Origin of the sequence: Erysipelothrix enhydrae, from assembly GCF_035066605.1 — a bacterium.
GTDB classification, from domain to species: domain Bacteria; phylum Bacillota_I; class Bacilli_A; order Erysipelotrichales; family Erysipelotrichaceae; genus Erysipelothrix; species Erysipelothrix amsterdamensis.
The window spans coordinates 1,162,885-1,184,976 of the sequence record NZ_CP125807.1 but is presented as its reverse complement, the minus strand read 5'-3'; the positions used below and the strand labels follow the sequence as shown (position 1 = coordinate 1,184,976).

Sequence of the window (22,092 nt, the reverse complement as noted above, 5' to 3'; positions counted from 1 at the left end):
AACCCTAATCTTGATTAGGGTTAAAAATTGCATTTTCGGTAATAATGACATCACAAGGGATATCATGATCTTCTTGAAAAAGAACATCCGTTTCCTGAAATGAGTACGCAATTCCGATTTTTACGGGGCTCACTTTCGCTAAAAATCGATCGTAATATCCGCCACCATAACCGATTCTATAACCGTTTTGATTAAATACTAGCATCGGTATGATAACCACGTCGATTTCATCCGCTGAAATTTTCTGATTACCTATAGGTTCCAAAATCCCCATCACTCCAGGTTGTAGTTGATCAAAGCATGTTATGACGTAAAATTCCATGGTATCACCTTTAATTTTAGGTAAACAAATTGTATAGTGCTTATCCCAAAATAACGTTTCCATAATACCATACGTATCTACTTCATGATTAAATGCGGCATAAAGTGCAATGGTTTGGTGACCCTCTAAACGATCAATAACAGCATTATGAATTGCCTTATCCCAAGGAGCACGCATGAGCACATCGTATTGCTTGCGCTTTTCTAAGACACCTTGAGCAATCTTTTTCTTATCCAACAGAACCTTCCATCTCCATTTTCATCAATTGATTTAATTCTACCGCATATTCCATAGGAAGTTCTCGAGTAAATGGTTCTAAAAATCCCATAATAATGGTTTCAGATGCTTGCTCTTCACTTAAACCACGGCTCATAAGATAGAAGAGTTCCTCTTCTGAAATTTTCGAGACACGCGCTTCGTGTTCAATAATTGATGCATTCGTATCCACCACATTCACAGGCATCGTGTCGCTCATCGAAAGCTGATCAAGAATTAAGGTGTCACATTCTATTTTTGTTTTCGCATTAATTGCATTTTTATCATGATGCACAATCCCACGGTAATTCACCGTACCACCATTGCGTGATACAGATTTTGAGATAATTGTACTCTGAGTATTTGGTGCTTTATGGATCATTTTAGCGCCAGCATCTTGCCACTGATTAGCACCTGCCACTGCGATTGAAATTGTCATGCCCTTCGCATATTCTCCAATTAAAACACATGACGGATATTTCATAGTAATATAGGCACCGATATTACCATCAATCCATTCCATCATTCCATGCGCTTCCACCTGAGCACGTTTAGTAACTAAATTATAAACATTCGATGACCAGTTTTGAATTGTAGTATAACGACACTTAGCATTTTTATGTACAAAAATTTCCACCACTGCAGCATGCATCGCATCTTTTTTGTAAATGGGTGCCGTACATCCTTCAACATAATGCACATCTGCACCTTCATCCACAATAATCATGGTACGTTCAAACTGTCCCATTTGCTCTGCATTAATTCTAAAGTAGGACTGAAGTGGTTTATCGAGTGTTACACCTTTAGGGATGTATATAAACGACCCACCGGACCATACGGCAGTATTGAGTGCTGCAAACTTATTATCATTATAAGGTACAAGTTTCCCAAAATATTGCTTTACAATCTCTGGATAGTCTCGCAATCCTGTATCCATATCAAAAAACAATACCCCTTTGGATTCTACTTCTTGAAGCATACTTGCATAGACAACTTCAGAATCATATTGTGTTGCAACTCCGGATAAATATTTCGCTTCTGCTTCAGGAATTCCTAATCGATCAAATGTATTACGAATTTCTTGAGGAACATCATCCCAACTGCGTTCCACTTGGTCACTAGCTCTTAAGAAATAGATATACTCATCAAAATCCACCTTGGAAAGATCGGCACCCCACGAAGGCATCTTTTGATCCATAAACGATTGGTATGCTTTCAAACGGATTTCAAGCATCCACTCAGGTTCATTTTTTAGTCGTGAAATCTCACGTACAACCGATTCACTCAATCCCTTATCAAACGCTACAACACCTTCAACATCATCATGAAATCCGAATTGGTACTCTTCATTAGGTAATCGATCGCGATCAGCCATTTTTTCTTCACTCATCATTCTCCCTACTTTCTTCAATAATATCCGTCAAACCACGCCATCCTAAGGTTGCACACGTAATCCGATTCGCTTGTCGACCAACATTTTTAAAAGCAACAGCTTCTTGAAGCAGTTGTTCATCAAATCTTTCCAAGTGAATCATACGATTGTATTCTGCAATAATCTTATCAGCCTCTACTACAGTCTTCCCTTTCACCAGTTCCGTCATAATAGAAGCTGCGGAAGTCGCAATCGTACAAGCTTGACCATCAAAACAAATATCTTCAATAACACCATTTTTAATAGATGCTTGAATGGTTAAGTCATCAATGCATGAATCCGTACTCACACGTTTTTTTGGATATGCTTCTTCTGTACGTTTATTCCGTGGGTTTTCATAATGGTCCATAATTAATTGACGAAGAAAACGAGGATCTTCAAAATAATTCATTTTATCACTCCAAATCTATAAATAAAGGTCGATACACTTTTCTAAAGTTATCGTTTCTAAAGCTTTAATCAGTTTTGTAACATCCGCATCATTATTATAAAAATAAAATGAGATACGAACACTTTTTTCCATATTCAATGCTCCATTGATTAGTTTAGCGCAATGTTCACCTGAACGGACACTTACGCCTTCGCGGTTTAGATAAGCTGCAACATCCTGAGCAAAAATCCCTTTAACACTAAATGTGATCAGTCCCATATCGGCGTGTTGATTGTAAACCGTAATGTGATCCATTGCATTTAACGCATCCAAAGCACGCTTATGGAGCGGTAGAATAATCTCATGGATACGATCCATACCAAATTGATTTAAGTAATCAATTGCAGCACCAAAGCCTAAGACACCTTCAATATTTGGGGTTCCTGCCTCAAACTTCGCGGGACCTGACTTAAGTTCGACCATGCCACATGCATCAAAACGAATATTACTGCCACCACCATGAGAAATGGGATACATTTTATTTTGAATTTCAGGTTTTGCATAGAGAACCCCTACACCGGTAGGCCCAAGCATTTTATGTGCTGAAAAAGCCATAAAGTCTATATCTAAATTCACAACATCAATGGGCATATGTCCAATTGATTGGGCGGCATCAAGGCAAAATAATGCGCCATGATCATGGGCATACTTTGCGAAAGTTTTAATATCATTAACATATCCCAAAACATTTGAAACATGAGCCATTGACACAATTTTAACGTTCTCATGGAATGCACCTTCAAGCATGTCAAGTGTAATATGTCCCGCATCATCTAAAGGTATAAATTCAACACTAAAACCAACTTCCTCAGCCAAAGCATACCAAGGTAAAATATTTGAAGCATGTTCTGCTTGATTTAAGAGGACCACATCCCCCTTTTTTAGGTAATACTTTGCGTATCCACTTGCAACAAGGTTTAAGGATTCACTCGCACCGGATGTGAAAATAATCGAATCGGGTGTTGTTTTAATAAACTGAGCTGTTTTCTTTCGAACTGCTTCATAGAAATCACTGGTTTCAAGTGATGTATTATAATCGCCTCGATGAATGTTGGAACTTAGGCGTTCATAATAATCAACGACCGCATCGATCACAGTTTGAGGTTTTAATGCAGTTGCAGCATTATCAAGATAACTTACATCTGGATGATGTTTAAAAAAAGGGAAATCTTTTTTTATTGAATCCATTGCGTATTCACCTTCTCCGTAATTTCTTCTTTTAGTTGTGCTTTAATCGTCTCATCATCAATTGCATCCACGATTGGCATGAGGTATCCCATTATAATAAGACGTAATGCATCTTCACGTGTCAGTCCACGTGATTGCAGGTAATAGATGTGTTCTTCATTGGGTTGGCCCACGGATGCAGCATGGGATGCAGCAACATCGTTTTCATCAATTAGTAACATCGGGTAGACAACACCATGAACTTCTTCGCCAAGATTCATTATGCGACTCATTTGATGCGTTTCGGAACCGGAATTCCCTTTCGAGATACTACCAATGACTTCTAAATTTAAACTTCCTTTATTAAGGACGATAGCATTACATTCAACCATTGCATAACTTTTCCGAGCTTGATGATCTGCTTTTACAGTCCATTTTAGCTTATTAAAAGCAATCACTGCACCTTTAAATTCGCAATGACTTCCAATGCCGAGGTACTCAATATGTGTGTTTTTTTGATGGTTTCCTTTACTCATTTCACCATAATTCGCAACAAATTGTGTGTGTTCATGCAACTTAATATGCTCATTCACAACCAATGCTTCATCACTTTGATTAATCCATAAATATTTAAAGTTTGCATATTCTAAAACATCGATTGTTAGATGTAGCGTTCCCTTACCTTTAGCAATAATATAGAGCGTTCCCTTTGATTGTTTCGGAATGGTAATTGACACGTTTTCTTCACCTTTAATATCAAGTACGATTGAATTCATCGATTCCATCAAGGTAAATGCCGTCATTATTTATCACCTATTGCTTCACGCACCGCACACGTTCCAAGAACAGTTGGGCGCTTGGGATCTTTCTCTTTTTGAATGTCTGCTTCGATCCAATCATATCCTTCACGATCAATTTTACGTACTAATGTCTCATCAGAACTTAAAACAATTCGCCCATCAATCATAATATGAGTATGGGTTGGTTGAATCAATTCAAAGAAACGTTCATAGTGACTTACAATAATCAGACCCATTTTTTGTTTATCTTGTTCTTCTTTTAATACTTTTGCGACCAATGCAAGCGCATCAATATCAAGTCCAGAATCAATTTCATCCAACATTGCGAATCGCGGTTCTAACATAATCATCTGTAAGATTTCATTACGTTTCTTTTCACCACCACTAAATCCTTCATTGAGGAAACGGTGCGCGAGATCCTCTTTCATTTTAAGACGGTCAATACTACCTTCCATTGATTTTACAAACTCAAATAAACCAATTGGTGTATCACGACGTGCATTCAATGCGGACTTTAAAAAATCAGAGTTTGTTACTCCAGAGACTTCTTGTGGATATTGCATCCCTAAAAAAAATCCAAGCTTACTGCGTTCATCAACTTCGAGTTCAAGTACATTGATGTCATCTACAAAAACAGTTCCCTCTGTAATTTCATATCGGGGATGACCCATGATAGCAGAAAGAAGTGTTGATTTCCCATTCCCATTGGGTCCCATGATTGCATGGATTTCATTCTCATTAACAACAAGATTGACACCCTTGAGTATTTCTTTTCCTTCAATTGCTACATGTAAATTTTCAATTCTTAATTGTGCCATAGTATCACTTTCCTCTACTTATATCTTAATTAATATATTATAGCACAAGATTAATCCGAATAAGGCGACCATCGCTCACGAAACGTATTCGTAACGTGTTGCATTGACCCCTTAAATAACCTATAATTAATGAGACAAAAGGAGGATTGTAATGATTGACAATTTAAAAAAATATTGGTTTGTCGTCGTTATAGGTTTGGTACTGATTGTCGGTATCGGGTATTTTACTAAAGAACAGATGAACGCTGTTTTGAGCGGTAAAAAAGTAGACGGTAAAGATGTAATATATGAGGTTGCTGGGAGTGATTATACTGCAGATGCATACTATGATGAACTCTTAGAATCAAAAGGAACTGCCGAGATTTACAAGTTATTCGAACGTGCTGTTCTTGATTCAATGGAAACAACTGAAGATATCGTTAAGAAATCTAAAGAAGAAGCTGAGACAGTTAAAACTAATGTTTCTGCACAAAATGGTGCAGCTGGGTTAGAACAATTGAATAAGGCACTTGTTTCATTGGGTTATAAAGGTGTTGATGAAATGAACAAGTTTTACGAAAATTCAAATAAACTTGATGTCATTTTAGGTGATTACCTTGAAGCAAATTACGATCAATATGCGAAAGCATTTGTCGAAGAAAAACAACCTCGTGTTGTAAGTCACATCCTTGTCAAGATGGACGATTCAAAAAATCCTACAGCTGAAGAAACAGCTAAGATGGAGAAAATTGATGCAGCTTTAAAAGAGGGTAAAGCTTTTAGTGATGTTGCTATGGAATTTTCCGATGATGGAACTGCCCAAAATGGCGGTTTACTCGGATATATGGATAAAACATCAAGTTTAGTTCCTGAATTTATTGAGGGAGCTACAAGTATCAAAAAGGGTGAAACAACTGGGTGGGTTACTTCACAATACGGTCGTCATCGCATTACAGTTCAGCAAGACTCTTTCGAAGAAATCAAATATGATAAAGATTTCTTAAAAGCAATATCAACAAATAATCCTAAAATCCAATATCAAGCAATCTGGGAAAAAGCAGAAGGCTTAGATATTAAATTTGCAGACGAATCCGTTAAAGCAGATTTAATGGCATTTATGGGTCTAGGAGGTAATCAATAATGAAAAAACTTCTAGTTTCACTCCTCGCATTGCTTATACTTGCGGGATGTAGTGATGCACGTGCAATGATTTCCACAGATGAAGAAATATTCTCTGTTGGGAATGAGAAAGTTACTTCTAAGCGTCTCTTTGATGTTATGAAGCAAAGTGATGGCGGAATGACTGTTGTTAAGTCAGCACAAAACAAAATTACTGAAAATGTTGCGGATGAAGATGTTAAAGCGGAAGCTGACAAACGTCTTGAAGAAATTAAAGAAGTCTTTGGTGATCGACTTGAGGAACGTTTAAAACAAAGTGGCTATGAGAGTGTTGATGCATTCATGTCACAAACTGTTTATCCAGAACTTAAAATGACACATCTTCTTAAAGAAAAAATGGTTGCTGATTTTGAAGCATTAACTACAGAAAATGCACCGCGTAAAGCACGCATTCTTCAATTAGAGAATCAAGAAAAAGCAGACGAAGCACTTGAAAAAATTAAAGCTGGTGAAAACTTCGATGATATCGCAAAAGATTACAAAGTTACTGGCTCTCCATATGATGGAAGTGCTAAAGTACACTTATTGAAATCGGTTCAATATCCTCAAGAAGTTGCGGATGCACTCAAAAATGCAACTGAACCAACATTATCCGGTGTCCTTAGTGACGCAAGTGATGATAGTAAATATATTGTTCAAATTATTGAAATCGATGCAAGTCGATATCAAGATGAAACCATTGAAGCATTTGTAGGATCAAAGGACATCGTAAATAAATACCTTGCACAACTTTTTGTTGACAATGGTTTTAAAATTTACGACAAAGACGTTTATGACGCCGTTGCCGAGAAATTCCCACAATACTTAAATATTCAAAAGGAAAAAGACGCTAAATAAGCGTCTTTTCTTTATGCTATAATATCGTAAAGGAGGTCTATTATGACACTGTTTGAAAAAATTATTAACCGAGAAATCCCCGCGAAAATAATATGGGAAGATGAGGATGTCATCGCATTCTTAGACATATCACAAGCCACTCAAGGACACACCTTAGTTGTACCAAAGCAAGCAACAGAATCCGTCCTGACAGCGACACCTGAGGTCGTCTCCAAAGTAAACTGCACCGCACAGATGCTTTCACTTAAACTTATGGAAACTTTTGGTGCTACCGGAGTTAACATCTTAACGAATGCTAACGAAGTAAGTGGACAAACTGTCCCGCATTATCATGTGCATGTAATTCCACGCTACGATGTCGATGAATTAAAATTTGTACCCCTTCAAAAAAATCATGATCTTGATGAGGTCTTTAAAATCTTTCAAGAAAAAAATGTTACACTTTAAAAATAAACAAAGTATTGATGCACAACACATCAATACTTTTTATTTTAATGAGGCACCGCTAAGTCATCCTCATTGAAAAGAATAATTTACATAGTATATAATCAAATTAGATCATATAAGGTAATTTTAAATTCGTATTTCAATGTTTAGAAAAGGAGTAACTATCATGAAAATAGAATTGGGCATCAGTACTTTTGGCGAAACAACACCTCTTGAGAATACAGGCATTGCCCCTTCTCATCCGGAGCGCATTCGCCAACTCGTAAAAGAGATCGAACTTGCGGATCGTGTTGGTCTCGATATTTACGGAATTGGTGAACACCACCGATCTGATTTTGCAGTTTCTGCACCTGAAATTATTCTTGCAGCGGGTGCCGTAAATACGAAACACATTCGTTTAAGTTCTGCAGTTACGGTCCTTTCATCCATTGACCCAGTACGTGCGTACCAACAATACGCAACGATCGATGCTTTATCAAACGGTCGTGCGGAGATGATGGTAGGACGTGGTTCCTTTACAGAGTCCTTTCCTCTATTTGGCTATGATTTAAAGAATTATGAAGCTTTATTTACAGAAAAACTATAGATGCTTCGTACTATCGTTGAAAATGAAACAGTTACTTGGGAAGGTCATCATACCCAATCTCTTGATAATACAGGTATCTACCCCCGTTCTGTACAAGAAAAGCTCCCAATCTGGGTCGCAACAGGGGGAAATGTGGAATCAACCGTTAACATTGCCCGCCAAGGATTACCGATTACCTATGCAATAATAGGTGGAAATCCCTTGCGTTTTAAATCACTCATCGAAGCCTATCACGCAATTGGAAAACAAATGGGATACCCTAAAGACCAAATGCAAATTGCCGCACACTCTTGGGGATTTATAGCGGATACATCACAAGAAGCAAAAGATAAATACTTCTATCCAACTAAATTGCTGATCGAACAGATTGCGAAAGACCGCTCAAATTGGGTTCAAAATTATCGACGTCAAGATTTTGATATCGCAACCGAACCTGGTGGCGCGATGTTTGTAGGTAGTCCTGAAGAAGTAACAACCAAACTCATCAAAATGATTGAAGATCTCGGTCTTAACCGATTCATGCTCCATTTACCAATTGGTTCCATGGAACATGAAGACGTTATGCACGCAATTGAATTGTTTGGAACTCAAGTAGCTCCTGCGGTTCGTGAATACTTTAAAGATAAATAACAAAAAAAACATCAATCCTTGTGGTTGATGTTTTTTTAACTTTAATTCATTATTCAGCAGACTTTACATCTTCTTTTTTAACTTCTGGTTTTGGTAATAATGCTTTACGGGATACGTTTACGCGTCCCTTTTCATCAATTTCCATAACCTTAACTTTAACGATGTCTCCTAATTTAACGACATCTTCTGGTTTTTCGACACGGTTATGATCCATCTTAGAAACGTGTAAGAGTGCATCAGTACCTTGGAATAGATTTACGAATGCTCCGAATTTTTCAATACGTACAACTTTCGCATCGTAAATTTCTCCAACAGCAGCTACACGAACGATATTTTCAATCATTGCTTTCGCTTTGTCGATTGACGCTTGATCTGTATGGTAAATTACAACACGACCGTCATCTTCAATATCAATCTTAACATCGTTGCATTCTTCAATGATTTGGTTAATGATTTTTCCACCTGCACCAATAACATCACGGATTTTGTCCGGTTTGATGTTCATTTGCGCAATCTTAGGTGCATATTCACCAACAAAGGTACGAGGTTCTGAAATTACTTCATCCATCGCAGCCATCATTTCCGCACGACCTGTTTTCGCTTGTGCTAATGCTTCGCGTAAAATGTCTTCGGATAAGCCTTTAATCTTAATATCCATTTGTAGGGCTGTAATCCCTTTTTTAGTTCCAGCTACTTTAAAGTCCATATCACCGAAATGATCTTCCATTCCTTGAATATCTGTAAGGATTGTATAATCATCTCCGTATTGAACAAGACCCATAGCAATACCACTCACTGCAGCTTTTACTGGAACACCTGCTGCCATAAGTGCTAATGAACCTGCACAAATACTTGCTTGTGAAGAAGAACCGTTTGATTCTAAAACTTCCGCTACTAAACGAATTGTATATGGGAATTCCTCTTCAGATGGAATTACATAGGATAAAGCACGTTCACCTAAAGCGCCATGTCCAATTTCACGACGTCCTGGTGCACCCATACGGCCTGTTTCACCAACACTGTATGGCGGGAAATTATAATGATGTAAGAAACGTTTTGAATCCACATCGGATAAGTCATCAATTATTTGAGTATCTGCCATTGCACCTAATGTACAAACAGAGAGTACTTGAGTTTCACCGCGTGTAAAGAGTCCACTACCGTGTACACGACTTAATAAATCAATTTGAACATTTAATGGACGTACTTCATCAACACCACGACCATCTGGACGAATTTTTTCAATCGAAATGAGTCGACGGACTTCATCCGCAACCATGCCGTGTGTTACTTCTTTTACGTACTTCACTGTTTTATTTTTTTCAGATTCTGTTTCATATGATTTCGCTTCAAAATGTAATACAGCTTTTTCTTCAAGTTCATCAATCATGCCATAACGTTTTAGTTTTTCATGGATTGCGACTGCTTCACGTAAGTCTTTACCTACAAGTGCTTCTACTTCTTCAACGATTTCAGAAGGTACTTCATAAAGCGTAACTTCCATTTTTTCTTTCGCTACTTCTTGAGCAATTTCAATTTGGAATGCACACAAATGTTTGATCCATTCATGACCAAATAACATCGCTTCAAGCATGAGTTCTTCCGAAACTTCTTCTGCACCCGCTTCAACCATATTAATCGCATCTTTAGTACCTGCAACAATCAAATGCATTTTTGATTTTGCTTGTTCTTCAAGTGTTGGATTAATTACAAATGTTTCATCAATATACCCTACTGTAACTCCAGCAATAGGACCTTCAAAAGGAATATCCGATACCATTAATGATAAAGATGCCCCAAACATTGCAGCCATATCAGGTGCGCTGTCTTGATCGACAGATAATACTGTATTTACAACTTGTACTTCATTACGGAATCCTTCCGCAAACAATGGACGAATTGTACGATCGATTAAACGTGATGTTAATGTTGCATGTTCACTTGGACGTCCTTCACGACGTAAAAATCCACCTGGAATCTTACCAACTGAATATAATTTTTCTTCATATGTAACTGTAAGTGGGAAGAAATCGATATCTTTCGCTTTCTTACTTGCAGTTGCAGCTGATAATACTACAGTATCTTCATAACGCACTAAAACAGACCCACCAGCCTGTTTCGCTAATTCTCCCGTTTCAACTTTTAGATTTTTTCCACAAAAATCTAATTCAAATACTCTCTTGTTCATAGATTCACCTCAATATCTTATTCAATTTTAACACATTCTATACATATTTGATATAACAAAAAAGGAGCAACTGCTCCTTTTGATGTTTTTTATTATTTTCTTAATCCTAGGCTTGTGATTAATTCACGGTAACGGTTAATGTCTTCGCTACGTAGGTAAGTTAATAAATTACGACGACGTCCAACTTTTTTTAGAAGTCCACGGTTTGAGTGGAAATCTTTTTTGTGTTCTTTCATATGTTCTGTAAGCAAGTTGATTTCTGCTGTAAGAACAGCTACTTGAACTTCTGCTGAACCTGTATCGCCTTCATGACGTGCATATTGAGTCATGATTGCTTGTTTTTCTGATTTTGATAACATGTATGTATCCTCCTGTTTTTCAGACCTTCATCACCGAGAGTATCGTCGAGGAAACGGATATCCCAGTCATAAAGCCTATAAATAATAACATACTGATGTCTGTTAGGCAAGTTAAATTCCTTACCGCCTTGTCCAAGATTATATAACAACGTCTTTATCCACTCGCTTATGTATCGTACACCTTATTTCTAAATAAATTGAAGTGTTAGAACAAGAAATTCATCCATGTTTAAATTATTTGTGATCTGCGTATATAGATCACTTAGGGTCATACTATCAGGATAGATTGATTGTGAAGCGTACGCAAGAAGATACGTCTCTCCAAATTCAAGTCTTTCAAGGTTGTCATTCAATTGAAAAAAATTGGGACCCAATGAGATATCAATTTGTTCTTCGACGGTTACAACCCGCTTATTTGCCATCTCAAGCGCCAAAACAATCTTATCATGCAATAACTCAAACTGAATCGTATTGAGTCGTATTTCGCCGTCATTTTCTTCTTGAAGACGATTTTGATTTAATAATACTTTATTCTCAACAATCGTACCATCACGAATCAAAACACGATTTAATTGAAAATCTTGAGTCTGAAGGCGTTTTGAAAGAGCGAGGGTATTGTGTTTGGTAAGCACAAGATCGGCGCTTGGATTCATCACTTGAATCATGATTCCGAATGCAACCACAACCACAAGCCCCAAAAACATCGTTTTATATTTCATAGTTCCCCCTTTTTTTATTATTATAGCACAAGCATGGTATAATTAATGTTACTTAAGGAGGGTATATATGAAAAAAATAGCGTGGATTGGTACAGGAGTCATGGGAAAACCCATGGCGGAGCATTTGGCTAAAGCGGGTTATTCAGTTTCAGTTTACAATCGAACATTCTCAAAAGCTAAACTAATGGAACCCATGGTAACTGCATGTAAAACGATTGAAGAGGTAGTGCATGATGCAGATGTTGTTTTTGCGATTGTTGGGTATCCAAGTGATGTAAAGGATGTTTTTGAAGAAGTCATGAACCATGCGAAACCAGGTTGTCTCTTGGTGGATATGACAACATCATCACCTTCACTTGCGAAATCATTGGCAAGAGATGCAAAAGAACACGGATTTAGAATGCTTGATGCACCCGTCACCGGTGGAGACTTAGGCGCAATAAACGCAACACTCTCAATCATGGTGGGTGGAGATCAGTCGGATTTTGATGACGTATTACCCCTTCTAAATGTAATGGGTAAAACAATTAATTATATGGGTAAACATGGTAATGGACAACATGCGAAACTTGCAAATCAAACAGCGATTGCAGGAGCTCTAGCGGGTACTGCAGAAGCATTACACTATGCACACCATCATCAGATCGATATGACTACCATGCTTAATGTTATTACTGGTGGATCTGCTTCCTCATGGCAAGCTGCAAATAATGGTCCTAAAATGATTTCAAAAAACTTTGAACCCGGATTTTATCTAAAACATTTCCTCAAAGATTTAAAACTTGTGATGGATGAAAAAGAGAATTTATACCTTCCTGTTGTGGAAAGTGTATGTAAGATATACGAAACCCTAAGTAAGAATGGGTATGACGAGATGGGTACACAAGCCATTATCGATTATTATATTAAACAATTATAATGAAGCTTAAAGGTAATCGAAATACTCTAGTATCGATCACAGCCGCAATTTTATCATTCATTGCCTTTATGTATATTTATCTAAAACAAGAACAGTTCACTCCAATGAATATAAGTTTACTTGTTATTCTATTAGTTTGTAGCCTAAATGCATTACTGTTTGGACTTTATAAACATCTTTCAAAGCGTGTAAACGCACTTGAATTAAAATTTTTGAAACTTATATGGATTGGACTCAGTGTGTGTCTTATACTAATCGCTGTTGCGATTGTATTAGTATTAGTTTCTTTATAAAAAAACCTGTATAAATTCCAAATTGATGGAATCATACAGGTTTTTTTAATCATTTAAAATTGACATAAAAGGCAGTAATGTATCATCCAACATTACAAACCCTTCAAAAGTGGTTTTTAAAACATCATCTGATTTATAGAGAAGTTTTCGCGAAACACCTTCTGAAATGGCATCTGCGAAGACAGCATCCAGTTCCACACCGAAACGTTCTTGAAATCTTGAATAGGCTACGCCATCTTTAAGACGAAGTCCCATCATCATAAACTCAAACATTTCATCTTCAAGTGTTAAGTCAATGACTTCATGATAGGTATCTTCTTTTAAGTACATTCCAAGCTTTGTTGTCCATGTTTTACGTTGATGATTATGCTTTAAACTGGATCCCGGTCCGAGAGCATAAAAATCTTCATAACGCCAATAGACTTGGTTATGTTGACTTCTTGATCCTGGTAGAGCGAAGTTTGAAATTTCGTACTGTTCATAGCCCGCACTTTCCATTAATTGAATGCAAGAAAGAAACATTTCTGTTTCAAGTTCAATCGGTACCGGCTGAATACCACGTCTTCCAAATAACGAATTGGGTTCAACGGTTAAAGCATAGATGGATACATGATCGGGTTTTAGGGCGATAACATCACGCATGGATGATTCAAAACTTGCCAAGGATTGTCCTGGCAGTCCATACATTAAGTCTAAAGATATGTTTTCAATACCAATCTTTCGTAAAAGCTTAACACCCACTTCAACATCATAGAATTTATGATGTCTCCCGATTTTCTCAAGTAAGTCATCATGAGTTGTTTGAACACCCAAACTCATTCTGTTTACACCGTAGTCATGAAGCATCTGTACATTTTCCTCAGTAAGATTTTCTGGGTTGCCTTCAAAGGTCCATTCGTATTCATCCGCTAATTTCGGTTTCAAGGCCTTAAGTAATGCCTCTAACTGATCATTTTCAAGAGAAGTTGGTGTACCGCCACCAACATAGATTGTCTTCAAATCTCCTGGTAAAGCATTAATTTGTTGGATCAAGCGAATCATAAATTGATCAGAAATTTGTCGCGCGTAGTGAAACCGCGTAAAATCACAATACCCACAAATATGATCACAAAATGGGATATGGACATAAAGTGCTTTAGTACTCACGTTTCATCACCTCATCAATTTTGTCGTTGATTAACGCTTCAATATCATAATCTCGATCCAAGCAAATCGAAATCGTATACATTAAAACATCCGCAATTTCTTTCTTGAAATTTTCTTCATCGTCCAAACTCTCTTTGAGTTCGAGTGCTTCTTCAACGACACACGCAGTCATAAATTCGATGGTGTCTGTTTTATCCCATCCAAAATGTTTACGCATCGCTTGGATGCGATCATAAACGTGACTATTCATCATCCATTGATAGAACAGACATGAATGCCTCTTGAGGTATTTCCACGGAACCTACTTGTTTCATGCGTTTCTTACCTTCTTTTTGTTTCTCTAAAAGTTTTTTCTTACGAGAAATATCACCACCATAACATTTCGCAATAACGTTTTTACGAAGTGCTTTAATGGTAGAACGAGCAATAACTTTTTGGTTAATCGCAGCTTGAATCGGAACTTCAAATTGTTGTCTTGGAATCAATGTTCTAAGCTTTTCAGTAATCGCTTTTCCGCGATTAAATGCGAAGTCACGATGCACGATTGTGGAAAGAGCATCGACAATTTCTCCATTGAGAAGAATGTCCATTTTCACAAGATTAGATTGTTGGTAGCCGATAAAATCGTAATCAAACGATGCATAGCCACGTGTTGTTGATTTGAGTCGATCAAAGAAATCGAACACAATTTCCACAAGTGGTAGATGGTAAACAATGTTCATGCGTGTACCATCAATCGTTTGCATATCAACATAAATACCACGTTTATTTTGACAAAGTTCCATAACAGCACCCACATACTCAGATGGTACCATAATTTGCGCTTCTACAAAGGGCTCTTCAACATGATCAATAACATTTGAAATCGGCATTTTTGATGGATTATCCAGCTTTAACATTTCCCCATTTGTAAGAAAAACATGGAATTCAACCGAAGGTGCTGTTGCGATTAAATCAAATTGATATTCACGTTCCAATCGTTCTTGGATAACATCCATATGAAGCAACCCAAGGAATCCACAACGGAATCCAAAACCAAGTGCTTGTGATGTTTCAGGTTCAAAAACAAGTGAAGAATCATTGAGTTGCATTTTTTCCAAGGCTTCTCTTAAATCCGTATAACGTTTACTATCAATTGGATAAAGTCCGCAATAAACCATCGGGTTTAATTTACGATAACCCGGTAAAGCTACAGATGCTGGATTATCAGCCAAGGTAATTGTATCCCCTACACCAATTTCTTTAATTGATTTAATGCTTGCGCTAATCCAACCAACTTCACCCGTTACAAGTTTATCTTTTTTAATTTCAGTAGGTGTACGCACACCTAACTCAGTAACCTCAAACACTGCGCCTGAAGCCATAAACTTAATCTCATCGCCAACTTTAACTTGACCTTGTTTAATGTTTACAAATGCAATTACACCACGATAAGAATCGTAAATTGAGTCAAAGACTAGGGCTTGAAGTGGCGCTTCAACATCGCCTTGTGGTGCAGGAATTTGCGCAACAATACCTTCAAGCACTTGGTCAATATTTAGACCTGTTTTCGCACTGATTAATGGTGCGTTGCTTGCATCAATTCCGAGAACATCTTCAATTTCACGCTTCACACGTTCTGGATCTGCTGATGGCAAATCAACTTTATTGATAACAACCATAATTTCAAGATCATTCTCAATTGCAAGATATGCATTCGCAAGAGTCTGTGCTTGAATACCTTGTGTTGCATCCACTATCAAAATTGCACCTTCACACGCTGCAAGTGATCGAGACACTTCGTAGGTGAAGTCAACGTGACCTGGAGTATCAATTAAATGGAAAATATACTCTTGGCCATCATTTGCTTGATAAGCAAGTTGTACCGCATTTAACTTAATTGTAATGCCACGCTCACGTTCAAGATCCAATTGATCAAGAAGTTGTGCTTGCATGTCTCGATGAGCAACAGTATGCGTTTGTTCTAAAATACGATCCGCTAATGTTGATTTTCCATGGTCAATATGAGCGATAATTGAAAAATTTCGAATATTTTTTTGATTCATTTAGTTACCTCTTAAATATTTCATTAGTTTTTGTAATCTTGGATAAAAAATTGTCGCCAATATGACTGCGAAAACACCTTGGAACAAATCGCCTTTTAATGCCACAAAAAATGATGGCCAGCTCTTTGTTAAGAAAACCGCAACAAACCCATACATCGTCATCATCCACAGTGCAGCAAGTGAAAATGGAATCCATCGTTGACGTGTGTCTAGATAGCGTTCTAAAAGCTTAATAATTATAACTTCTCCAGCTTTAATAAAAAGCGAGAAAATCGCGTAGACTGCATAGCCTCCTGCAATATCAGCAAGCGCACAACCCACACCTGCCGCGAAAATAGCACCACCAAGTGGAAGCATAATTGGAGAGACCATGATGACAAAATCACTCAAGTTGAGATACCCTCCAGTTGCGGAAGGAATCTTAATGATTAATGTTACGGTCGCAATAAGCCCTGTAACAATTCCGATCGTGACTAAAGTTTGGGTACGTTTTATTTCATAGTTTTCTCTCATTCAAATCGTTTCCCCTTCCAATTTCGACCAAGTCCGTTTGCGAAATCATGTGCAGACGTTACCGGTTTTCCTGCAGGTTGTATCAGAGTAATAGTAACGGTACCTCCGATACAAGCAATTGTAAGTCCATCTTCATCGACTGATACAACTTCCCCTGGTTCATAAGCATGCGTTGAACTACACATGGTCACACCATGAAACTTAACATTCATTCCTTCCACGACACCATATCCAACAGGCCATGGAATAAGACCACGAATGTGGTTGTAGACATCTGAAACAGGTCTCATAAATGAAACGAACTCATCATCACGTTGAATCGTATAAGCAAGTGTCACAAGATCTTTATCTTGTGGTACAAACGATAACTTACCTTCTAAATAAGATTTTAAATCCTCACGAATAAGCACTTTAGAAGCTTCCATTAATTTAGCCTCTACATCACCCATCATATCTTGATCTTCAATTGATACACTGCGAGATGAAAGCATATCACCGCTGTCCATACCAACATCCATTCGCATCAACGTTACACCCGTCTCTTTTTCACCACGAATAATTGACCAATGTATCGGTGCTCCGCCTCTAAATTTTGGAAGCAATGAAGCATGAACATTCAAGCAAAGAAATTTTGGATAGTCGAGTATTGCTTTCGGTACAATTTGACCATAGGCACAAGTAACCACTAAATCAGGTTTAAACGCTAGAACATCATCAATTGATTCTTTAATTTTTACTGGTTGAATTACTGGAATTTGATGCTCGATTGCTAATTCTTTAACTGGTGGCGCTTTTAGTACCTTCTTGCGACCAAAAGGTCGATCCGGTTGCGTTACCACCGCAACGACATCATAACCATCATCTAATAATTGTTGTAACACAACACATGAAAAATGTGTTGTTCCCATAAACATAACACGCATATTATCACATCCTAGCACATATTATAACACGTGCTTGAAACAAGTGCATCGTTCATTCTAAATTTAGAAAAAACATTATTCGTTCTAATGTGAAATTTATATCACTGAACTTACACATAGTGGAAACTTTAAACGTGGTACAATTAGACTATACTGGGAGGTGGGAATTTATGGCAATTATCGCAAGTAATGCAAAACGTACTAAAACGAATCGCAAATCGGAAGCTGCAAACAAGAGCCAACGTTCAAGTTTAAAAACAGCTCTACGCAGTTTTAATTCCGCAATTGAATCGGGCGACAAGGAAAAGGCAGTAATCCTATTCAATCAATCCAATTCATTGTTGGATAAATCGATTACAAGTAATATTCATCACAAAAACTACGTAGCACGAAAAAAATCAGATTTATCATTAAAACTTAACACATTAAAATAACCTTCATACGAAGGTTATTTTTTTATATCATCGCTTCCAACATAAATAACTCAAAGGCCACAAAGCGATCAATTTTTCCTTGTTTAACATCTTGATCGATCTGCGCTAGCTGATTTAATAAACTCAACAATCCGAAGGAAGGGCGCATCTGATTTTTAACCAAATAATAGACCTGCTTTTCTGAAAGTGACAAACGATCTGCAATTCCTTTGTTTGAAACACCTTGTTCATACAAGGCACTAATTTGGTAGATTTTACGAATACTGCTACCAATCAAACCTAAAAGCGCGAGGGGGTCTACCTTTTGCGCAAGTAAATTTTGATAAACTGAAAAAGCTTTACCAATATTTTTTTCTAAAACTGCATTTGAAATCGCAAAAATATCTTCATCGATGTTTTTAGCTACGAGTTGACGAACCTGTTCTTGTTCGATCGGTTCACCCACCAAGCTCAATTTATTCAACTCTTGATATAAACGTGCTACATCATTACCAACACGATCTAACAATTCAACCATAGCGGCATTGGACATTTTAAAATCAAGGCGCTCAATTTCTTGCTTCATCAGCAAACTAAGTTGACCAACATCCATGTTTTTAATTTGATGAACACGTGCATGCTTCGCAATCGCTTTACCGATAACGGACTTTACCAATGGTTTTTTTTCAAAGATTACAATAAGACTTACATCAAACATCGATTGTGACATCAACGTACTCAGTGCTGTTTCCACTTCTTTTATGAGTTCATCATGTGTGTTTAAAACTACCGCCTTTTTATCACCAAAAAGCGATACAGTCAGAGCGCTCTCAAGAACGTGATCGAAAACAAATCCTTTATCACGCGTGTCAAAATGTGACACATCAAAAACACCGTACTGATTTTCATATTCCTTTATGATACTTTGAACCTTGCTCTTAACAAGAGAGGGTTCTTTTCCTACGATTACATCTATCATCTTATCACCATACCTATTATACCAAAGTGACCGCGATTTGACACAAAGTAATCAAAGAATGGTGTGAACACAAAATCAATGGTTCCAAGTTTTGAAGTCTCTAATATTTCAACCCCATATGTATCGAGAGTATTAATTACCTCGCTATGAGGATGACCATATTTGGATGGGTCTGAACTTACAAGACCAAACCGAGGTTTTAAGTCTTGAATAAACCTCGGGTCTGTCGAAGTTCTTGAACCATGATGACCCAATTTAATGAGAAATATCGGTTCTTCAAATTGGTATAATCGCGTTAAATCTCTTTCTTGGGCTTTTGACGCATCACCCATAAACAAAAAAACATAATGCTTAATCTTCAAACCCAATATAAGACTGTTATCATTTTTTGTGGCATAGCATCTGTCTTCCAAAAACTCATGAAGCACCTTAAGTGAAGACCCCTTCTTGTCAATGACTGAACCGACCTTATAATCCTCTAGAATTCTATTTCTTGATCCATCATGATCTTGATCTGCATGGGTAATGATAAACTGATCAATGGTTCGTATTCCGTAATCTGATAAGACACGGCGAACCTCAGAATACGTAGAAGGTCTTCCCGTATCAATCAATGTTGTATGAAACGAAAACGGAGTTCGTATCAAAATACTATCCCCTTGTCCAACATCAATGAACGTTACAGTATAGCTGGGATTATAGACTGTCACAAACGCGATCAAAACCAATCTAACTGCAAATTTGAATTGTGAGTTTGACCTAAACAAAAATAATAAACATACCAATGGTGGCAAGCCATAAACCGTAAACCGTTCTTCTATTAAAACATTCACAGTAATCCATAATGAATAAAAACAATCGTGTAAATCTAACGGCAAGCCTATTAGAATAAATACATACATTGTAAATAATATGAATCCTAAAAGCGGTTTTAAGATTTTGGCCAAAATCATACTCATGACATCCAAACGTTTACAGGAATAAAAAAACAGAACAGAGCGAAGAAACCAGTCCGGTATGTTTTGAAATAAGCGCGACAGGTTTCTCAATAACAACGGTCCATATACAATAAGAAATGATGGATTTTTTAGTGGTTGTGGAAATAATAAAATTAGAAGTATCATCGTGATTCTTTGAGAACATACTTGTCTCAACAAAAAACTCGTATTTGAAGCATTAATACCAAAAAGAAATTGATACCAAAGTGTCACGTAAATTCGCAAGGTCTTCGTTTTTATTGGAATACGAAATCGTTTCGTAATGATGATAATAAATTCAGAAAGCGATCGAATCTGAAATGAAATTAAAGATAAATATGATTCCTTTCGACTAAAGAAATAGGATTGAATGTTTGGATACACACTCATCGCGTTATAGATTGTCCCCATCAATGGGAGTGTTCCAAGTTTATTAAAATGACCCGACTGCATAGGGTCATTAGATAACCACAACACATCACCAATATTGCCTTCATAGCTTACAGGAATGCGTATTTTTCGGTTAAAAACATTGAGCCACAATTCATCCTCGCCCATCGAAACAACAACACCAAGCGGTACAATACATTGATGAAGCATAACCATAACGAGAAATATGAATGGGAACAAATAACGAAAACCGTGCTTCCGATAAAATAGGAATCCCGTCCAGACAAAACACACCACAATTTTTAAGTTTAAATCGTCTACCAAGGTTCCAAGAAGCATTCCATAGACTAAACACATATCGAATCCTTAATACGTTCTAAAAGCTTTGGACCAATTCCTTTAATATTTAAGAGTTCATCAACACTTATAAACTTTGCATGTTCCATGCGATATTTTAGAATTTCATCCGCCTTGCGAGGACCAATACCTTTTATTTGAATTAACTCCTGGGCAGATGATTTGTTCAGTGAGATACACTGTTTTTTTGATTCAAGCCGAATCACTTGTCCTTCTTTAAAAGAATCTATTTCGGGTATTTCTTTTAAATTTGAAACCTGAATTCCAATACGATTAAGAATTTTTTGAAATGTATCGTTGTGTTCAACAGGCACGTGATATGATTTCGAATCCACTTCAACCGTAATTTCCGGCTTTTTTCTATACTCCAACCTCCCAATCAATCCTAAAGAGACAAATCCTATCAGGAAGAAACACAAAACAATTAACTTCATCAACAACCCCTTAGTTAATTATGCAATTAAAGCTTAGAAGCATAAAAAAAAGAAGCTTTCGCTTCTTAGTTAATTTTTAGAACTTTAACTTCATAAGGTTCATCGACTTGAACTTCAACAACGTCGCCTTCTTTAGCTTCGTTCATAGCTTGAGCAAGTGGTGAAACGTTTGAAAGTTTACCATTTTCTGGATCTGCCTCAACAGAACCAACGATTGAAAATGTTTCTTCAATTTCCATTTCCATATCGTAGATTGTAACCGTTGCACCAAGACCAACTGTCTTATGTTTTTTTGCTTTATCTCCATCAATAATTTCAACTTTAGTTAAAGTCGCTTCAATTTCACGGATTCGAGCTTCAACACGTGCTTGACGATCACGAGCTGCATCGTAATCAGCATTTTCAGACAAGTCACCTTGTGCGCGTGCTGCTTTTAAATCTTCAATAACTTCTGGACGTTCTACTTCGATTAATTGACGAAGTTCACGATTTAATTCATCTAAACCAGCCTGTGTTACAGGAATTCTTTCTGTCATGTTCATCACTCCTTGAATA

The 22,092-nt window shown here is 37.1% G+C and carries 24 protein-coding genes and 1 pseudogene; 7 read left to right on the top strand and 18 right to left on the bottom strand.

Annotation, left to right across the window (positions count from 1 at the left end; genetic code table 11):
- Positions 1-4: 4 nt before the first annotated feature.
- From LLS04_RS05875 to sufC, 6 genes are read right to left on the bottom strand one after another with little or no spacing between them, the layout of a single operon-like run.
- Positions 5-559: a 5-formyltetrahydrofolate cyclo-ligase gene (locus LLS04_RS05875; protein ID WP_323610769.1), complete on the bottom strand. Its 555-nt coding sequence runs from the start codon at positions 557-559 to the stop codon at positions 5-7.
- Entirely contained in the window at positions 552-1,967 is a 1,416-nt protein-coding gene (gene sufB, locus LLS04_RS05870) for a Fe-S cluster assembly protein SufB (protein WP_323610767.1), read from the bottom strand. The genes LLS04_RS05875 and sufB overlap by 8 nt, the downstream gene beginning before the upstream one ends.
- Entirely contained in the window at positions 1,960-2,400 is a 441-nt protein-coding gene (sufU, locus tag LLS04_RS05865) for a Fe-S cluster assembly sulfur transfer protein SufU (RefSeq protein ID WP_323610765.1), read from the bottom strand. The genes sufB and sufU overlap by 8 nt, the downstream gene beginning before the upstream one ends.
- 15 nt (positions 2,401-2,415) lie before the next feature.
- Entirely contained in the window at positions 2,416-3,627 is a 1,212-nt protein-coding gene (locus tag LLS04_RS05860) for an aminotransferase class V-fold PLP-dependent enzyme (RefSeq protein ID WP_323610763.1), read from the bottom strand.
- On the bottom strand, positions 3,615-4,409 hold the full coding sequence (locus tag LLS04_RS05855) for a SufB/SufD family protein (protein ID WP_323610762.1): 795 nt from the start codon (positions 4,407-4,409) through the stop codon (positions 3,615-3,617). The genes LLS04_RS05860 and LLS04_RS05855 overlap by 13 nt, the downstream gene beginning before the upstream one ends.
- On the bottom strand, positions 4,409-5,224 hold the full coding sequence (gene sufC / locus LLS04_RS05850; protein ID WP_323610761.1) for a Fe-S cluster assembly ATPase SufC: 816 nt from the start codon (positions 5,222-5,224) through the stop codon (positions 4,409-4,411). The genes LLS04_RS05855 and sufC overlap by 1 nt, the downstream gene beginning before the upstream one ends.
- Before the next feature lie 151 nt (positions 5,225-5,375).
- Between sufC and LLS04_RS05845 the strand changes: the two genes are divergently transcribed.
- The 4 genes and pseudogenes from LLS04_RS05845 to LLS04_RS05830 all read left to right on the top strand — a co-directional run bounded on the left by LLS04_RS05845 (position 5,376) and on the right by LLS04_RS05830 (position 8,882).
- A complete protein-coding gene (locus tag LLS04_RS05845; protein WP_003773110.1) occupies positions 5,376-6,344 on the top strand; it encodes a peptidylprolyl isomerase in 969 nt (322 codons plus the stop codon).
- Entirely contained in the window at positions 6,344-7,219 is an 876-nt protein-coding gene (locus tag LLS04_RS05840) for a peptidylprolyl isomerase (RefSeq protein ID WP_323610760.1), read from the top strand. The genes LLS04_RS05845 and LLS04_RS05840 overlap by 1 nt, the downstream gene beginning before the upstream one ends.
- A 42-nt stretch (positions 7,220-7,261) precedes the next feature.
- Complete coding sequence (locus tag LLS04_RS05835) at positions 7,262-7,666, top strand: HIT family protein (protein WP_123171705.1); 405 nt, start codon at positions 7,262-7,264, stop codon at positions 7,664-7,666.
- 142 nt (positions 7,667-7,808) lie between these two features.
- Positions 7,809-8,882 (top strand): annotated as a pseudogene (locus LLS04_RS05830) (LLM class flavin-dependent oxidoreductase).
- A gap of 49 nt (positions 8,883-8,931) precedes the next feature.
- On the opposite strand, the gene pnp reads toward LLS04_RS05830, so the two are convergent.
- The 3 genes from pnp to LLS04_RS05815 form a co-directional block, all read right to left on the bottom strand.
- Positions 8,932-11,070 (bottom strand): polyribonucleotide nucleotidyltransferase, encoded by a 2,139-nt coding sequence (gene pnp / locus LLS04_RS05825; RefSeq protein ID WP_323610758.1) that lies wholly within the window; start codon positions 11,068-11,070, stop codon positions 8,932-8,934.
- 92 nt (positions 11,071-11,162) lie between these two features.
- Positions 11,163-11,429 (bottom strand): 30S ribosomal protein S15, encoded by a 267-nt coding sequence (gene rpsO / locus LLS04_RS05820; RefSeq protein WP_323610756.1) that lies wholly within the window; start codon positions 11,427-11,429, stop codon positions 11,163-11,165.
- A gap of 188 nt (positions 11,430-11,617) precedes the next feature.
- Entirely contained in the window at positions 11,618-12,148 is a 531-nt protein-coding gene (locus tag LLS04_RS05815) for a hypothetical protein (RefSeq protein WP_323610755.1), read from the bottom strand.
- Positions 12,149-12,215: 67 nt separating this feature from the next.
- On the opposite strand from LLS04_RS05815, the gene LLS04_RS05810 reads away from it, so the two are divergent.
- Together LLS04_RS05810 and LLS04_RS05805 are read left to right on the top strand one after the other, a co-directional pair.
- A complete protein-coding gene (locus tag LLS04_RS05810; RefSeq protein ID WP_323610752.1) occupies positions 12,216-13,067 on the top strand; it encodes an NAD(P)-dependent oxidoreductase in 852 nt (283 codons plus the stop codon).
- A complete protein-coding gene (locus LLS04_RS05805; protein ID WP_323610750.1) occupies positions 13,067-13,360 on the top strand; it encodes a hypothetical protein in 294 nt (97 codons plus the stop codon). The genes LLS04_RS05810 and LLS04_RS05805 overlap by 1 nt, the downstream gene beginning before the upstream one ends.
- A 45-nt stretch (positions 13,361-13,405) precedes the next feature.
- On the opposite strand, the gene hemW is transcribed toward LLS04_RS05805, so the two are convergent.
- Genes hemW through fmt form a run of 5 tightly spaced genes read right to left on the bottom strand, consistent with a single transcriptional unit; the run spans position 13,406 to position 17,987 of the window.
- Entirely contained in the window at positions 13,406-14,506 is a 1,101-nt protein-coding gene (hemW, locus tag LLS04_RS05800; RefSeq protein WP_323610749.1) for a radical SAM family heme chaperone HemW, read from the bottom strand.
- On the bottom strand, positions 14,496-14,756 hold the full coding sequence (locus LLS04_RS05795) for a MagZ family protein (protein WP_323610748.1): 261 nt from the start codon (positions 14,754-14,756) through the stop codon (positions 14,496-14,498). The genes hemW and LLS04_RS05795 overlap by 11 nt, the downstream gene beginning before the upstream one ends.
- Positions 14,749-16,551, bottom strand: a complete 1,803-nt coding sequence (gene lepA, locus LLS04_RS05790) for a translation elongation factor 4 (RefSeq protein ID WP_323610747.1) — start codon at positions 16,549-16,551, stop codon at positions 14,749-14,751. Before lepA ends, LLS04_RS05795 begins: the two co-directional genes overlap by 8 nt.
- Positions 16,552-17,064: an ECF transporter S component gene (locus LLS04_RS05785; RefSeq protein WP_323610746.1), complete on the bottom strand. Its 513-nt coding sequence runs from the start codon at positions 17,062-17,064 to the stop codon at positions 16,552-16,554.
- Complete coding sequence (gene fmt, locus LLS04_RS05780) at positions 17,061-17,987, bottom strand: methionyl-tRNA formyltransferase (protein ID WP_323610744.1); 927 nt, start codon at positions 17,985-17,987, stop codon at positions 17,061-17,063. Before fmt ends, LLS04_RS05785 begins: the two co-directional genes overlap by 4 nt.
- 170 nt (positions 17,988-18,157) lie before the next feature.
- Here fmt and rpsT point away from each other — a divergent pair, with 170 nt between their 5' ends.
- On the top strand, positions 18,158-18,421 hold the full coding sequence (gene rpsT, locus LLS04_RS05775; RefSeq protein WP_254007394.1) for a 30S ribosomal protein S20: 264 nt from the start codon (positions 18,158-18,160) through the stop codon (positions 18,419-18,421).
- A gap of 22 nt (positions 18,422-18,443) precedes the next feature.
- On the opposite strand, the gene holA is transcribed toward rpsT, so the two are convergent.
- From holA to greA, 4 genes are all read right to left on the bottom strand, one after another.
- A complete protein-coding gene (gene holA, locus LLS04_RS05770; RefSeq protein ID WP_323610743.1) occupies positions 18,444-19,379 on the bottom strand; it encodes a DNA polymerase III subunit delta in 936 nt (311 codons plus the stop codon).
- The gene (locus tag LLS04_RS05765; RefSeq protein ID WP_323610742.1) at positions 19,376-21,103 is read right to left on the bottom strand and encodes a ComEC/Rec2 family competence protein; all 1,728 of its coding nucleotides are present in this window, start codon (positions 21,101-21,103) and stop codon (positions 19,376-19,378) included. Before LLS04_RS05765 ends, holA begins: the two co-directional genes overlap by 4 nt.
- On the bottom strand, positions 21,094-21,537 hold the full coding sequence (locus LLS04_RS05760) for a ComEA family DNA-binding protein (protein ID WP_323610740.1): 444 nt from the start codon (positions 21,535-21,537) through the stop codon (positions 21,094-21,096). The genes LLS04_RS05765 and LLS04_RS05760 overlap by 10 nt, the downstream gene beginning before the upstream one ends.
- Before the next feature lie 65 nt (positions 21,538-21,602).
- A complete protein-coding gene (greA, locus tag LLS04_RS05755) occupies positions 21,603-22,073 on the bottom strand; it encodes a transcription elongation factor GreA (protein WP_003773073.1) in 471 nt (156 codons plus the stop codon).
- Positions 22,074-22,092: the final 19 nt, after the last annotated feature.

Excerpts from the sequence above, each read along its gene's own strand:
- rpsO (WP_323610756.1), bottom strand. The coding sequence starts at position 11,429 with ATGTTATCAAAATCAGAAAAACAAGCAATCATGACTCAATATGCACGT.
- lepA (WP_323610747.1), bottom strand. The coding sequence starts at position 16,551 with ATGAATCAAAAAAATATTCGAAATTTTTCAATTATCGCTCATATTGAC.
- sufC (WP_323610761.1), bottom strand. The coding sequence starts at position 5,224 with ATGGCACAATTAAGAATTGAAAATTTACATGTAGCAATTGAAGGAAAA.
- holA (WP_323610743.1), bottom strand. The coding sequence starts at position 19,379 with ATGATAGATGTAATCGTAGGAAAAGAACCCTCTCTTGTTAAGAGCAAG.
- LLS04_RS05845 (WP_003773110.1), top strand. The coding sequence starts at position 5,376 with ATGATTGACAATTTAAAAAAATATTGGTTTGTCGTCGTTATAGGTTTG.
- LLS04_RS05760 (WP_323610740.1), bottom strand. The coding sequence starts at position 21,537 with ATGAAGTTAATTGTTTTGTGTTTCTTCCTGATAGGATTTGTCTCTTTA.
- fmt (WP_323610744.1), bottom strand. The coding sequence starts at position 17,987 with ATGCGTGTTATGTTTATGGGAACAACACATTTTTCATGTGTTGTGTTA.
- LLS04_RS05860 (WP_323610763.1), bottom strand. The coding sequence starts at position 3,627 with ATGGATTCAATAAAAAAAGATTTCCCTTTTTTTAAACATCATCCAGAT.
- sufU (WP_323610765.1), bottom strand. The coding sequence starts at position 2,400 with ATGAATTATTTTGAAGATCCTCGTTTTCTTCGTCAATTAATTATGGAC.
- LLS04_RS05840 (WP_323610760.1), top strand. The coding sequence starts at position 6,344 with ATGAAAAAACTTCTAGTTTCACTCCTCGCATTGCTTATACTTGCGGGA.
- LLS04_RS05810 (WP_323610752.1), top strand. The coding sequence starts at position 12,216 with ATGAAAAAAATAGCGTGGATTGGTACAGGAGTCATGGGAAAACCCATG.
- LLS04_RS05785 (WP_323610746.1), bottom strand. The coding sequence starts at position 17,064 with ATGAGAGAAAACTATGAAATAAAACGTACCCAAACTTTAGTCACGATC.
- sufB (WP_323610767.1), bottom strand. The coding sequence starts at position 1,967 with ATGAGTGAAGAAAAAATGGCTGATCGCGATCGATTACCTAATGAAGAG.
- greA (WP_003773073.1), bottom strand. The coding sequence starts at position 22,073 with ATGACAGAAAGAATTCCTGTAACACAGGCTGGTTTAGATGAATTAAAT.
- LLS04_RS05835 (WP_123171705.1), top strand. The coding sequence starts at position 7,262 with ATGACACTGTTTGAAAAAATTATTAACCGAGAAATCCCCGCGAAAATA.
- rpsT (WP_254007394.1), top strand. The coding sequence starts at position 18,158 with ATGGCAATTATCGCAAGTAATGCAAAACGTACTAAAACGAATCGCAAA.
- LLS04_RS05815 (WP_323610755.1), bottom strand. The coding sequence starts at position 12,148 with ATGAAATATAAAACGATGTTTTTGGGGCTTGTGGTTGTGGTTGCATTC.
- LLS04_RS05855 (WP_323610762.1), bottom strand. The coding sequence starts at position 4,409 with ATGACGGCATTTACCTTGATGGAATCGATGAATTCAATCGTACTTGAT.
- LLS04_RS05765 (WP_323610742.1), bottom strand. The coding sequence starts at position 21,103 with ATGTGTTTAGTCTATGGAATGCTTCTTGGAACCTTGGTAGACGATTTA.
- LLS04_RS05795 (WP_323610748.1), bottom strand. The coding sequence starts at position 14,756 with ATGAATAGTCACGTTTATGATCGCATCCAAGCGATGCGTAAACATTTT.
- LLS04_RS05805 (WP_323610750.1), top strand. The coding sequence starts at position 13,067 with ATGAAGCTTAAAGGTAATCGAAATACTCTAGTATCGATCACAGCCGCA.
- pnp (WP_323610758.1), bottom strand. The coding sequence starts at position 11,070 with ATGAACAAGAGAGTATTTGAATTAGATTTTTGTGGAAAAAATCTAAAA.